Source organism: Variovorax sp. PBS-H4, from assembly GCF_901827205.1.
Lineage (GTDB): Bacteria > Pseudomonadota > Gammaproteobacteria > Burkholderiales > Burkholderiaceae_C > Variovorax.
In genome coordinates this window covers 2,349,107-2,362,410 of the sequence record NZ_LR594675.1, presented here as the reverse complement: position 1 = coordinate 2,362,410, position 13,304 = coordinate 2,349,107, and the positions used below count along the sequence as shown (strand labels likewise).

The 13,304-nt window shown below is 67.9% G+C and carries 11 protein-coding genes; 3 read left to right on the top strand and 8 right to left on the bottom strand.

Features of this window, described 5'->3' with window-relative positions:
* Positions 1-43 precede the first annotated feature (43 nt).
* A complete protein-coding gene (locus E5CHR_RS11330) occupies positions 44-1,126 on the bottom strand; it encodes an ATP-dependent DNA ligase (RefSeq protein ID WP_162579761.1) in 1,083 nt (360 codons plus the stop codon).
* Between the two features lie 205 nt (positions 1,127-1,331).
* On the opposite strand from E5CHR_RS11330, the gene E5CHR_RS11325 reads away from it, so the two are divergent.
* Positions 1,332-1,736, top strand: coding sequence for a hypothetical protein (locus E5CHR_RS11325; protein WP_232062040.1), 405 nt, complete (start codon positions 1,332-1,334; stop codon positions 1,734-1,736).
* Positions 1,737-1,820: 84 nt separating this feature from the next.
* Here the strand turns inward: E5CHR_RS11325 and E5CHR_RS11320 are convergent, their stop codons facing one another.
* The gene (locus E5CHR_RS11320; protein ID WP_162579760.1) at positions 1,821-2,102 is read right to left on the bottom strand and encodes a hypothetical protein; all 282 of its coding nucleotides are present in this window, start codon (positions 2,100-2,102) and stop codon (positions 1,821-1,823) included.
* 214 nt (positions 2,103-2,316) lie between these two features.
* On the opposite strand from E5CHR_RS11320, the gene E5CHR_RS11315 reads away from it, so the two are divergent.
* Positions 2,317-5,685 (top strand): PAS domain-containing hybrid sensor histidine kinase/response regulator, encoded by a 3,369-nt coding sequence (locus tag E5CHR_RS11315; protein WP_162579759.1) that lies wholly within the window; start codon positions 2,317-2,319, stop codon positions 5,683-5,685.
* 142 nt (positions 5,686-5,827) lie between these two features.
* A complete protein-coding gene (locus E5CHR_RS11310; protein ID WP_162579758.1) occupies positions 5,828-7,249 on the top strand; it encodes an FAD-binding oxidoreductase in 1,422 nt (473 codons plus the stop codon).
* 30 nt (positions 7,250-7,279) lie between these two features.
* Here E5CHR_RS11310 and E5CHR_RS11305 read toward each other — a convergent pair whose 3' ends face one another.
* From E5CHR_RS11305 to E5CHR_RS11280, 6 genes are read right to left on the bottom strand one after another with little or no spacing between them, the layout of a single operon-like run.
* A complete protein-coding gene (locus tag E5CHR_RS11305) occupies positions 7,280-8,080 on the bottom strand; it encodes an ABC transporter permease (protein ID WP_162579757.1) in 801 nt (266 codons plus the stop codon).
* Positions 8,081-8,084: 4 nt separating this feature from the next.
* Positions 8,085-8,975, bottom strand: a complete 891-nt coding sequence (locus E5CHR_RS11300; protein ID WP_162579756.1) for an ABC transporter permease — start codon at positions 8,973-8,975, stop codon at positions 8,085-8,087.
* A gap of 17 nt (positions 8,976-8,992) precedes the next feature.
* Positions 8,993-9,997: a Rieske 2Fe-2S domain-containing protein gene (locus tag E5CHR_RS11295; RefSeq protein WP_162579755.1), complete on the bottom strand. Its 1,005-nt coding sequence runs from the start codon at positions 9,995-9,997 to the stop codon at positions 8,993-8,995.
* 33 nt (positions 9,998-10,030) lie between these two features.
* Positions 10,031-11,206 carry an ABC transporter ATP-binding protein gene (locus E5CHR_RS11290; protein WP_232062039.1) on the bottom strand — a complete coding sequence of 392 codons (1,176 nt, stop codon included), beginning with the start codon at positions 11,204-11,206 and terminating at the stop codon, positions 10,031-10,033.
* Complete coding sequence (locus E5CHR_RS11285) at positions 11,203-12,249, bottom strand: ABC transporter substrate-binding protein (protein ID WP_162579754.1); 1,047 nt, start codon at positions 12,247-12,249, stop codon at positions 11,203-11,205. The genes E5CHR_RS11290 and E5CHR_RS11285 overlap by 4 nt, the downstream gene beginning before the upstream one ends.
* A 33-nt stretch (positions 12,250-12,282) precedes the next feature.
* Positions 12,283-13,296 carry a Rieske 2Fe-2S domain-containing protein gene (locus tag E5CHR_RS11280; RefSeq protein WP_162579753.1) on the bottom strand — a complete coding sequence of 338 codons (1,014 nt, stop codon included), beginning with the start codon at positions 13,294-13,296 and terminating at the stop codon, positions 12,283-12,285.
* Positions 13,297-13,304: the final 8 nt, after the last annotated feature.

The following is a 13,304-nucleotide window of genomic DNA, read 5'->3' as shown; positions in this document are numbered from 1 at the left end:
AAGGCGTGGCAGGCGCGGCGCCGGGATTTCGGGACGTGGTTCGTCACCGTTGCGAAAACACGCGAGCGAGTTCATAAGGCGGCGTGACCTCCAACTGGTCGTAGCGGCAAGCACTCGGCGGCTTGTCGAGACGCCATCGAAGGAACAAGGTGGCGTGGCGGAAACGGTCGCCCTGGAGGTGGTCGTACCGGACCTCGCACACGCGCTCGGGACGCACGGGCTCCCAGGTGAGATCCTTGCTCCCGCTCCAGCGGCTGCGCGCGCCTGGCATCCGCTGCTGCGGCCCGCCGTCGGCGGCCTCTGCCCATCCGGCCCAGGGGTGTCCCTGCAGCGCGTTGTCGCGCAGCGGCTGCAACTCGTCGGCCAGTCTCCTGCGCGTTGCCATGTCGAAGGACGAGGTCACGCCCACGTGCTGCAGCACATCGTGCTCGTCGTAGAGGCCCAGCAGCAGCGAGCCCACCGCATCCGATCCGCTCTTGTGCCAGCGAAAGCCTGCAACCACGCAGTCCGCCGTGCGCTGGTGCTTCACCTTCAGCATCGCGCGCTTGCCCGGCAGGTAGGGCTGGTCTGCCCACTTTGCAATCACGCCGTCCAAGCCCGCGCCTTCGAAATGCTGCAGCCAGCTGAGCGCAAGCGCGCGATCCGTGGTCATGGGCGTGAGATGAATCGGCGGCACCGACTCTGCCAGCAGCGCCTCCAGCAGGAGGCGGCGTTCCGCCTGCGGCCGCGCCGTCAGGTCCTGTCCGTCCAACGCCAGCAGATCAAAGGCGACGAACGACGCGGGCGTCTCGGCAGCCAGCCGCGTCACCCGCGAGGCGGCAGGATGCACGCGCTGCTGGAGCGCATCGAAGTCGAGGCCGCCCGGCGTGGCGATCACGATCTCGCCGTCGAGCACGCACCCTTCGGGCAACGCTGCCAAGAAGACCTCGTGCAGATCGGGAAAGTAGCGGTCCAGCGGCCTGCCCTCGCGGCTCTGGATCAGGACCTTGCCGTCGCGGCGGAAGACGATCGCCCGGAAGCCGTCCCACTTCGGCTCGAAAAGGAATTCAGCGCCCTCCGGCAGGCTCGCTGCGATCTTGGCGAGCATCGGCAGGATCGGCTCGAACACTGCTTCTGGAGACTCCATGTGCGCAATGAAGCACTGTGCCGGTGTGTGCGTTGAAGGGGTCTCGCCCGTGATGGGGAAATCTTTCTTCCGGTCAATCCATCTGGATCGTTGCCACGCCGTAAACGGTGACGGCCGTCGAGCACTACCGGACTCGTCCTACCAGCCGCCGCGAGCACCTTGCCGCAACGTCAGGGCTGGCCCACTTCAGTTCCGGAAAACAGCCATGTTGATGTCCTTCAGCCTCGATCCGTCCATGATTTCCACGCTGGGCGGCACGTTCTATCCCTCGGGATATTCCATGGTCATGTTCCCGGACGAAGCGACCGCCGTTTCAGTAGGCGAGGAGCTCAGCACGCAGCTCGAGGACAGCGAGGTCTACCTGCTCACGCCAGCCGCGATCCTCTCGCAGATCACGCCGACGGTCAGCGATGCCGACGACCCGCTGCCTTCGGCGGGGACCGAGGGCGCCACGGTGAGGGTCTACACCAAGCTGGCAAGGGAAGGCCACCACGGCCTGCTGGTCAAGACGCCGGACGCAGAAACGGCGCAACGGATGATGGAAGTCGTTCGCCGCGGCCCCTACTCCGTCGCGCAACGCTATCGCACCTTGGTCATTGAGGATCTCTAGACCCGCTGTCCGCTGCAGGAACTCCCTGCCCGGTCGCCCGCACCGCGGCAAGGCTTGGCACCGCCCATCCCATCGCGCCGCGCCTCAAAAGAGCTTGCCGGGCACCAGGCTGTCCTTGCCATTGAAGGTGAGCTCGCGGCCTTTCAGGAAATCCAGCATTCGGGTCCTGCGGCCTGCTGCCAGGTTGGCCACGTAGTTCACGGCATCCTGGACGCTTGACCACGTCGTGGCCACCAGCTTCGGCGGATCCGAGTCCAGGTCGATGGCTGCATACCGCCCCGGCGAATGACGGTCGAACCCGATGGGAATCTCGATTCCGGCGGCCTCGCAGTACGCCTCGATCTTTTTCTTGTAGCTTCCGAACATGTCTGTGTTCCTGGATAACGGGTGGATTGAAGCTGCCCTGATGCCAACTACTGTCGGCAAGAACACGCGATGCAAGCAGGCGCAAGCAACGCTTTAGATTGACAGATAGTTGCTCACGCGCGCGTCAGCGCCGGCGTGTGTCACGCATGTATCCGCCCGGTATCACCCAGGCAATGACCCTGCGCACGACGTTGCGGCGGTCTAGACTGCGGCCATGGCTGCCCCGGAACGCCGTCTTCGCTGCGCCGACGCACCCGCGTGGACCGACGCGGCCGAAGCGATGTACCTGGCCGCGCAGGCCGTCGCCGGCGGCCCCGGCACCCTGGCCGAGCTGGTGGAAGAGCTCGCAAAGATCCTGCGAGTGGCCTGCGTGTTCGTGGCCGTTTTCACCGACAGCTCGCGCAGCACATTGCGAACGCTGGCAGCGGTGCTCGATGGCAGGCCGCTGGACGACTTCGAATACACGCTGGAGGATTCGCCCGGGGCGCAGGTCGCCGGCCGCGCTCACCGCTTCGTTGCACGCAGCGTTGACGCAGGAACAAACCCCGTGGCGATGTTGCCGTTGGAGGGCATGGATGCGTATGCCGCTCTTGCACTCGACGACGCGCGCGGCAGTCCGCTCGGGCTGCTGGTGGCCATGGATCGCGACCCGCTTCCTGATCCCAGGCTGGCCGAGGCCCTGCTGAAGATCTTCGCGAGCCGCATCCTTGGGGAGATCGAGCGCAACAGCGCAGACGATGCCGTGCGTGCTGCGACGCTGGCCGCGCCCGCGGCGGCGGAGCGTCTCGAGTCGATGCTGCGCCTCGCAGGTGGACGTGCCGCCTGCGAGATCGACCAGGCGGGCCCGCGCCAGCCGCCGCAACGGCCGGAGGTCAGCTACCGCGCCATCTTCGAGGCCTTGCGCTCGCGCGAGGAGCAGTACCGGGTGATCTTCGACGGCAGCGCCGATGCGCTCGCACTTTGGAACGACGCGCTGCGCATCGTGGACATCAATCCGGCCTTCGTCTCCATGTTCGGCTATGCGCGCGAGCAGATCATCGGCAGTTCGCTCCCGCCCAACATCGATGCCCAGGAGCGCGAGCGGCGCATCCAGCGCATCCGGGCTGCGCTGGCCGGCCAGGAGGGATCGATCGAGACGCGCGGCGTGCGCCAGGACGGCAGCACCTTCGACATCGAGCTGCGCTATCTGCCGATCGGCTACGCAGGCACCCCGCACGTGCTGGCGGTCGGGCGAGACATCACGCAGCGCAAGGCAGCGCTTGCGGCGCTGCAGGCGCAGGAGCAGAAGTACCGGGCCATCTTCGACGGCAGTATCGATTCGATGGTGCTGTGGAGCCGGGATCTGCGCACCGTCGACATCAACCAGGCCTTCGTGCGCATGACCGGCATGACACGCGAGCAGGTGATCGGCAAGCACTGGACCGAACGCCCCGACGCGCAGGACATGCGGCGACTGATCGGCTACGTCGAAGCCGCGCTGCAAGGACGCGAGACACAGGCCGTCGAGCCGGTGACGCGGGGGGACGGCAGCTCGTTCCACATCGAACTGCGCTACTTGCCGGTTCAGCTGGGCGATACGCCCTATGTGCTCGGCGTCGGGCGCGACGTCAGCGAGCGGATCGTCAGCGAGCGCGCGCTGCGGGCGAACGAAGCGCAGTACCGCGGCATCTTCAACGCATCGGCCGACGCCCTGGTGCTGCGCGCCTCCGATTTCAGCATCGTCGACGCCAACGCCACCTATGAGCGGATGAGCGGCTACCGGCTCGACCAGGTCCTGGGGGTGGCCCGGGTGCTGGCCAACCCACCCGAGGTCGCGGCCACGATCCGCCAGCTGCACGAGCAGGCGCTGGCCGGCGAGCCGATCCGGCTCGAGACCGAGCTCGTGCGGCGCGATGGCCAGCGCTACGACCTGGAGCTGCGAGGGGTTCCGATCCTCCACCATGGCGAACCGCATGTGCTCTACATCGGCCGCGACATGACGCAAAGCAAGCGTGCCGAGCGGGCGCTGCGCAACAGCGAGGAACAATACCGGGCGATCTTCAACGCGTCTGCCGACGGCCTGGTCGTACGAGACGCCGAGTACCGCGCGGTAGACGTGAATCCCGCTTACCTGGGCATGAGCGGCTACTCCCGCGAGGAAGTGCTGAGCGCGACCCGCGTCCTGACGCAACCCGACCCGACGCTCCAGGAGCGCCACCGGGAACAGCACTGCGCCATCCTGGCCGGTGAGGCGGTCCGCTTCGAGGTGCCGGGTGTGCGCAAGGACGGCAGCCACTTCTACCTCGAGGTCACCGGCATGCCGGTGACTTACCGAGGCGAGCCGCATGTCCTGTATGCGGCCCGCGACATCACCGAGCGCCGCGCCGCCGAGGCCGAGCGCGAGCGCCTCGAGGCCCAGCTGCGCCAGGCGCAGAAGATGGAGGCCATCGGCCAGCTCACCGGCGGCATCGCGCACGACTTCAACAACATTCTCACGAGCGTGATCGGCTACCTGGTCCTCGGGCAGGAGCGCGCCGCGACGCTGGGCGACGCCAGGCTGCAGCACCAGCTGGGCCAGGCTCACATCGCTGCCCAGCGGGCCCGCGAGCTCATCGCGCAGATGCTGGCGTTTGCGCGACGCCAGCGGGGCCAGCGCCGGACCCTGGCACTGGCCCCGCTGGTCGACCAGACCCTGCAACTGCTGCGCGCCACCCTGCCCTCTTCGGTATCGCTCGAATCCACCGCAGCACCCACGAAGAGGGCCCAGGAGCTGCACGTCGCGGTCGATGCCGTGCACCTGGAACAGGTGCTTTTCAATCTGTGCATCAATGCGCGCGACGCGATCACCGGCTCCGGGTGGATCCGCGTTCGGCTGGGCCGCAGCGGCGGCGGCTGGACCTGCGCCTCGTGCCGCGCCACGGTCGACAGCGGGCGGTGGGTCGAATTGAGCGTGGCTGACAGCGGCAGCGGGATCGCGCCGGACCTGATCGATCGCATCTTCGAACCCTTCACATCCAGCAAGGAGGTCGGGCGTGGCTCGGGCATGGGCCTGGCGATGGTGCACGGCATCGTGCATGACCACGGTGGCCATGTCATCGTCGAGACAGCACTCGGCGTTGGCTCCGTGTTCCGCGTCATGCTGCCGCCCGCCAGCGGCGCGGAGGTCGACGTCACCGACGCGCCCGTCGTTGCAGCGGCCGGCAAAGCGCTTTGCGCGCGCGTGATGGTCGTCGACGACGAAGTCATGGTCGGCAACTTCATGGTCGAACTGCTGTCGGGCTGGGGCATCGAGGTGGTGCTGCATCGCAGCCCCCTGGAGGCGCTGGCCTGGCTGGACGACCTGAGTCGGCCGCTCGATCTGCTGATCACCGACCAGACGATGCCACAGCTCGACGGCCTGCAGCTCGCAAGGCGGGCCACCGAGCTGCGCCCGGGCCTGCCGGTCCTGCTGTACACCGGCAATGCCGACGAGATCGATGAAGCCAAGGCGAAAGCGCACGGCGTCAGCAACGTGCTGCACAAGCCCGTCGACCACCAGGCACTCCGCACGCTGATGGAATCGTGGCTTCGAAGGGACCGCAGCAGCCCCTCCCACGGCGGCTGAAGCTCCCCCCATCCGTTTACCAGGTCGATACAAAGGCGAGTCGCCGCGACGCGCGGTGATTACCAACGGCTCGCAGACTTCTTCCCAGCCGTTGAAAACCGCGCCTTCCTGCCGGCTGGCGGCAAATCAAGGAGAACATTTCATGATTGACTTTCAAACCGCCCAAGGCGGCACGGTCGGCATCGCGGACGAACCGGTCGCGGCGCTGCGCGCAGCGCTGCGCGGTGGACTGGTGATGGCGGGAGACGACGGCTACGACGTGTCGCGCACCTTGTGGAACGGCATGATCGACCGCCGGCCGGCTGCGATCGTGCGTGCCGCCGGCGCAGCCGACGTGATCCAGGCCGTGAACTTCGCGCGCGAGCACCAGCTCCTGATGGCGGTCAAGGGCGGCGGCCACAACATCGCCGGCAAGGCCGCCTGCGACGGCGGGCTGATGATCGACCTGTCGGGGATGAAGTCGGTACGCGTCGACCCGGTGGCACGTCTCGCGCGTGTCGAGCCGGGAGCGCTGCTGTCGGATTTCGATCGCGAGACGCAGGCGTTCGGTCTGTCGACGCCCACCGGAATCAATTCGACCACCGGCATCGCCGGGCTCACGCTGGGCGGCGGCTTCGGCTGGCAGAGCCGCAAGCGCGGGCTGACCATCGACAACCTGACGGGCGTCGACGTGGTGCTCGCGTCCGGCGAGCTGGTGCAGGCGAATGCAACGCAGAACGCCGACCTGTTCTGGGCCGTGCGCGGCGGCAGCGGCAACTTCGGCGTGGTCACCTCGTTCGAGTACCGGCTGCATCCCCTCGGCCCCGAGGTGCTGGCGGGGCTGATCGTCTATCCGCTCGAACAGGCGAGGCAGGTGTTCGACGGCTATCGCAGGTTCACGGCAGACGCGGGCGACGAGATGACGGCCTGGATGGTGCTGCGCAAGGCGCCCCCGCTTCCCTTCCTTCCGGCGGATGTGCATGGGAAGGAAGTCGTCGTCATCGCCTTCTGCTGGATCGGCGAGAGGGCCCGCGGCGAGAAGCTCGCTGGCGCGCTGCGCAGCTGGGGCACGCCTGCCGGCGAGCACGTCGGGCCCATGCCCTTCGCCACCTGGCAGACCGCCTTCGATCCGCTGCTGCAGCCGGGCGCGCGCAACTACTGGAAGTCGCATGATTTCAAGGCGCTGAACGCCGAGGTCGAACGCATCGTGTGCGACGCCACCGCCCGGTTGCCGAGCGACGAGTGCGAAATCTTCATCGGCCAACTGGGCGGGCAGATCAACCGCATCGAGGCCGGCGCCACGGCCTATCCGCACCGCGATGCCGAGTTCGTCGTCAACGTGCACACGCGCTGGCGCGAGGCTGGTGGCGACCGCGAGTGCATCGCTTGGGCACGCGCGCTGTTCGATGCGCTCGCGCCGCATGCGACCGGCGGTGTCTACGTGAACTTCATGTCGGAGGACGAGACGCAGCGCGTGGCAAGCGGCGCCTACGGCCCGAACTATGCGCGGCTGGCCGCCCTGAAGGCAAGGTTCGACCCGAAGAACCTGTTCAGCCAGAACCAGAACATCCGGCCGCAGGCCTGAGCGTCGGAGGGCAGAGGGCGGCGCGGGAGCTCATCGCTCAGGCACCGGCCGCCGCGACAGGACCGCGCTCAGCACCACCACCAGCAAGCTGCACAGGATGAGCAGCGTGCTGACCGTGGCGATCGTCGGATCGATCTCGTCGCGCAGCGACCCGAACATGACCTTGGTGATCGTCGCGTTGTCGCCTGCGGCAATGAAGAGCGACACCACCACCTCGTCCAGCGAGGTGACGAAGGCGAACAGCGCGCCCGACAGCACGCTCACCCTGATCTGTGGCAGCGTCACCGTCAGGAAGGCCCGCAGCCGGGTGCAGCCGAGGCTGCGGGCCACCATCTCCTGGGCCATGTCGTAGGAGCGCAGGCCCGCCAGCACCGTGACCACGACGAAGGGCAGCGCCAGCATCGTGTGCGCCAGCACCAGCCCGAAGAAGCTGCCGAGGATTTCCAGCTTCACGAACACATAGAAGATGCCCACCGCCACCACGATGTGCGGCACCATCAGCGGCAACAGGAGCAGGGTCTGCAGCGGTCCCACCGCGGCCTTGCGCCCGCAGTGGATGCCGTAGGCCGCGGCAACACCCACCGGCGTCGCCAGCAGCACCGTGCAGGCGGCGACCTTCAGGCTGACGACCAGTGCGCCGGACCATTCCATCGCCGTGAAGAAGCGCTCGTACCAGCGCAGCGACCAGCCGCGCGGCGGAAAATCCAGCATCCGCGAATCCGAGAAGGACATGGGCACCACGATCAGCACCGGCAGCACCAGGAACAGCACGACCACCAGCGCCAGCAGGTAGAGCCAGGCCCGGCGCGAATGGGAAACGAGAGGCTGCATCGCGCTACCTCTGGAACAGCCGGTCCACCGGCATCCAGCGCCCGGCCACGGCAAAGACCGCCAGCACGACGGCCACGAAGAACACGGCCACGGCGCTGCCGACGCCCCAGTTCATGCTGCCGTTGATCTCGTGCTCGATCAGGATCGACATGACGACGGTCCGGCCGCCGCCGAGCAGGGCCGGCGTGATGTAGAACCCCAGGCACAGCACGAACACCAGCACGCAGCCCGCGACGATGCCGGGCACGGTCTGCGGAAAGAACACGCGCCAGAAGGTGTACGTGGGAGAGGCGCCCATGCCGGCCGCTGCGCGAACATGGTCCGGGTCCACCTTCTGGAGCGCGGCGTAAAGCGGAAACACCATGAAGGGCAGCATGATGTGCACCATGCCGACCAGCGCGCCCGTCACGTTGTGCATCAGCGGCAGCGGTGCGTCGAGCAGGCCGGACTTCAGCAGCAGCGAATTCACGATGCCGCGGTTCTGCAGCAGCACGAGCCACGCGTAGGTGCGCACCAGGACGCTGGTCCAGAAGGGCAGCGCAATCAGCGCCATCGCGATCGTCACGGCCCAGCGCGGCAGCAGCGTCAGCGCGTAGGCCAGCGTGTAGCCGGCCACGGCGCAGATCAGCGTGGTGGCCGCCGCCATCCACAGCGTGAGGTTGAAGGCGCGCGCATAGGAGCCGTCCGCGAAGATGCGCGTGTAGTTGCCGAGGGTGAGGCCGCCCTGCCCGTCCGAGAACGACATCCAGAATAGCCACAGCAGGGGCACCACCAGCAGCAGGGCGACGAGGGCCGCCCCGGGAGCGATGTCGAGCAGCATCCAGCGCTGCTCGTCGCGGCTGCTGTCGGCGGCAGCCGCGGCCGGAAGGGACGACGGAAGGGTGTGCGCGGACATGGAAGACCCGGCTCCGCTCAGTTGATGAAGGGGCCGGACGGATGCGCGCGCGGATAGCTGCGCAGGTAGCGCAGGAAGCGGGCGAGCGTGGTGTCGGCCCGGGTCAGCAGGCCCTGCCGGTAATGGATGGTGTTGAGGATGTCCTTGTCCTCCCCCACGGTGCGGCGGCTGATGGCCAGCACGTCGGCCAACTGCGCGGGCGCGTCCGGACCGGCGCGGACCAGGCTGCAGCTGAAGACCTCGTGCCGGCCCGGCCGCGGCAGGGAGAAGCCCGTGACGTTGCAACGCCAGTAGCCGTTGTACATCCCCCAGCGGTAGAACACGCTGGTGCCGAGGATGCCGGCCGTGTTCGCGATCGGCACGTCGCCCTGGTGCAGGCCGGTGTAGCTGAACTCCATGCCGTGCGGATGCCAGCGCACCAGTTCGTGCGGATCGTCGGCGTCGAAGCGAATCTTGTGCACCACCTTCAGGTGCTGCATGTCCGGCGTGTTGGCGGCGAACACCCATGGGTCGCAGTGCAGCGGCTCGCCCATGCGGTAGGAGCCGCTCGCCAGTTCGGCGTCGGGATAGGGCAGCGCCGGCAGGTCGAACAGCGGCTCTTCGCCATTGAAGACCCAGATGATGCCGAAGCGCTCCTGCGTCGGAAAGACGAACAGGCAGGCCGACCGCGGCGGCGGATCGCCGATGCCGGTCTTCACGCAGACGCCTTCGCCGTCGTACTCCCAGTGATGAAAGGCGCACTGCACGCGATGGCCGACGACCCGCCCGACCGAGAGATCGGCTCCGATGTGCGGACAGTACGCACTCATCGCCTGCGGCACGCCGCCTTCCTTGCGGAAGAGAACGATCTTGCCGTCGAGGAACGGAACGCCGAGCACCTGGCCCTCCGCCAGGTCGGTGGAGAGCGCGACCGGGAACCACGATTGCGAGAAGCCGCCCTCGCCTTCCGGCGGCATCGGTTGGGTTCGCGGCGGCTGCGGGCGCGTGCGGGTGGAGGAAGGCGGGGCGATGGTCTGTTGCATGAGGTACTTCCCGTGGGATAGGCGACGCCGGGCTCAGTCGGGCACGACGATGGTCGCGGCCGGCATCAGCCCCAGGACGATGGGCTGCCCGGCCGCGAAGCCGTGCGTGCCGGCAGCGCCGCGCAAGGGCTTGCGAACGGAGACGCGGTGGCCGCCTTCGATGCCGGCGACCAGGAGCAGGCTGTCGCCCTGGTAGATCACATCCTGGATGACGGCCGGGATGCGGTTGGCGCTGGCGTCGTACTCGCCCGGCAGCAGCAGCCGCTCGGCACGCAGCGCGACGTGCAGGGAGGCCACCGCCGGGAGCGGATCGGTGACGCCGAGCAGCGTGCCGCCCGGCAGCATCACCGAACGCGAGGCGTTCGCCGCGGCGGGCACGAGCGTGGTCTCGCCGATGAAGCCGGCCACGAAGCGGCTGGCGGGCTTCTCGTAGATGACGGAGGCGCTGTCGCACTGCTCGATGCGCCCCTTGTTCATCACCGCGATGCGGTCGCTCATGGTCAGCGCCTCGCGCTGGTCGTGGGTCACGTAGAGGGTGGTGGCGCCGATCTTTTCGTGCAGCCGGCGAATCTCGACCTGCATCTGCTCGCGCAGGTTCTTGTCGAGCGCCGAGAGCGGCTCGTCCATGAGCACGATGCGCGGAGAGAACACCACGGCGCGCGCGAGCGCCACGCGCTGGCGCTGGCCGCCGGAGAGCGCCGCAATGCTGCGCCCGCCCAGCTGCGGCAGCTGCACCAGCTCGAGCACCGCCCGCACCCGCCGCTCGATCTCGGCCTGCGGCATCTTGCGGACCCGCAAGGGAAAGGCGATGTTCTCGTACACGCTCTTGTGCGGGAACAGCGCGTAGTTCTGAAACACCATGCCCAGCTCGCGCCGGTGCACGGGCATCCCGGTCACGTCCTCGCTGCCGAACCACAGGGAGCCCGCGTCCGGCCGGATGAAGCCCGCCACGATGTTCAGCAGCGTGGTCTTGCCCGAGCCCGACGGGCCCAGCAGGGTCAGGAACTCGCCCGGCTTCACCGCCAGCCCGACCTGGTCCAGTGCGGTGAAACTGCCGTAGCGCTTGGACAGCGCCTCGACGCGGACGCCGGCTGAAGCGGGTCCGGGCAGGTGGCCTGCGAATGCCGCCGCGCCTTGCGGCCCCATGCCTGCAGGCGATGCGCCCGAATCCGCGCGCATGCCCGCCGCCGGTTCGAGGACGGCGGTCATTGAAGGAACTTGGCGAAGCGCTGCAGCACCGCCTCGGTCTCCGGCGCCGCATACCAGCGCTGGTCGGCCCAGACCTGCCTCGGCAGGTTCTGCGGCGCGCTCGGCAGCCACTCCATGGCTGCGGCCGGAATCAGCCCGCCCTCGAAAGCCTTGAGGTTGGTCGGGCCGTAGTAGCTGGCGGTGGCGAACGCGGCCTGGTTCTTCGTGTCGAGCGCGGAGTTGATGAGCTGCATCACCGCCTTGGTGTTCTGCGCGTTGTTGGGCACCATCAGGCACTCGGTGTCGACGAAGGCCTGGTCCCAGACGAAGGTCAGCGGCGTGCCGTCCTTCACGACCGATTGGGCGCGGGCATTGGAGATGAGGCCCATGTCCACTTCGCCGTCGCGCATCAGCTGCATCGCCTGGCCGCTGGACTTGTACCAGACCGCCACGTGCGGCTTGAGCTTCTCGAGCTTGGCGAAGGCACGGTCCACGCCGGCCGGCGTGCGAAGCAGCTTGTAGACATCGGCCGCGGGCACGCCATCGGCCAGCAGCGCGGCCTCCAGCGCGTAGAGCCCATCGGCGAGCATCGTGCGGCGGCCGGGGAATTTCTGCGCGTCGAAGAAGTCGGCCCAGCTCTTGGGCCCATTGGCGCCGTACTTCTTGGTCTGGTAGGTCAGGCCGTAGGTGAAGGTGTAGACGCCGACATACTTCGGCTGCGCGAGCGCGGCCGGTATCCTGCTCTTGTCGACCACCGTGTAGTCGATGTCCTGGATCAGGCCGGCCTGCGCCGCCTGTTCGCAGCGCGCGAATCCCACTTCGGTCAGGTCCCAGCCGGGTGCCTTGGCCATCAGGTGGGCCTTGATGCCGGTCCAGAAGCCGTTGCGGTCTTCCTTGATGCGGATGTTGAGCTTGCCCGCGTCGGCAAACATCTGGTTGACCATCGCCTCCTGCAGCGGACCGCCGAAGCCGGCGAAGGTCAAGGTGGTCTGGGCCTGCGATGCAAGCGGCACCTGCGCCAGCGCGGCAGCCGCGCCGAGCACGAGGGTCTTCAAGAATTTCATCGGGAGCTCCGTGGGATTGAGAAGGCTGTGCGGCTATCGGATGAATGCGGCCGACGGATGCGCACGCGGAAAGTCGCGCACGATGCGCAGGTACTTCGCCAGCGTTCGATCGGCCACGGTGAAGGTGCCCTGCCGGTAGTGGATGGTGTCGAGGATCTGCTCGTCCTCGCCGATGGTCCGCTCGGTGATGCCGCGCATCTTCGCCAGCCGCTCCTTGCCGTGCTCGCCCTTCAGGACCATCGCGGCGCCGAACACCTGGTGCATGCCGGGCGACGGCAGGCCGAAGCCGGTGACCGCGGCGCACCAGAAATCGCCGTAGGTGCCGGTGCGCCAGAAGAAGCCCGTGCCGCGCAGGCCCAGCGTCCAGTCGATGGGCACGCCGCCCTGGTGCTTCGCCTTCACGTTGTAGCGCAGGCCCCATTCGTCCCACTCGATCAGGTCGTGTGGATCGCCGTGCTCGAACTTCACGCCGTGCACCGCCTTCAGGTGCTGCATGTCGGGCGTGTTGGCGGCGAACACCCAGGGATCGCTGTGGAACGGCCGAGGGAACTTGTAGGGCCAGATCTCGAGCGTGTCCTCCGGATAACCCATGTCGGGCAGGTCGAACAGCGGTTCCTCGCCGTTGAAGACCCATACGATGCCCCAGTGCTCCTGCGACGGAAACACGAAGAGGCAGGCCGAGCGCGGCGGCGGGTCGCCGATGCCCGTCTTCTCGCAGACACCGTCGCCGTTGTATTCCCAATGGTGGAAGGCACAGCGCAGGTTGTTGCCGACCACTTTGCCCACCGACAGGTCGGCGCCGACGTGCGGACAGTACGCGCTGGTCACGTGCACCACGCCGTCGTCGCCGCGGAACGCGACCACCTTGCCGTCGAGGAAGCTGCAGCCGAGCACCTGCCCGTGGGCCACCTCGCTGGACAGGCACAGCGGATACCAGGACTGGCGGAACAGGCCGTCTTCGCCCTCCTTCGGGATCGCCAGGGCGCGCGGCGGCGTGGGCCGGGCGCGGGCGGCGGGCGGGGGCGGGATCGTGGTGGTGGTGTTCATCGTGTGCC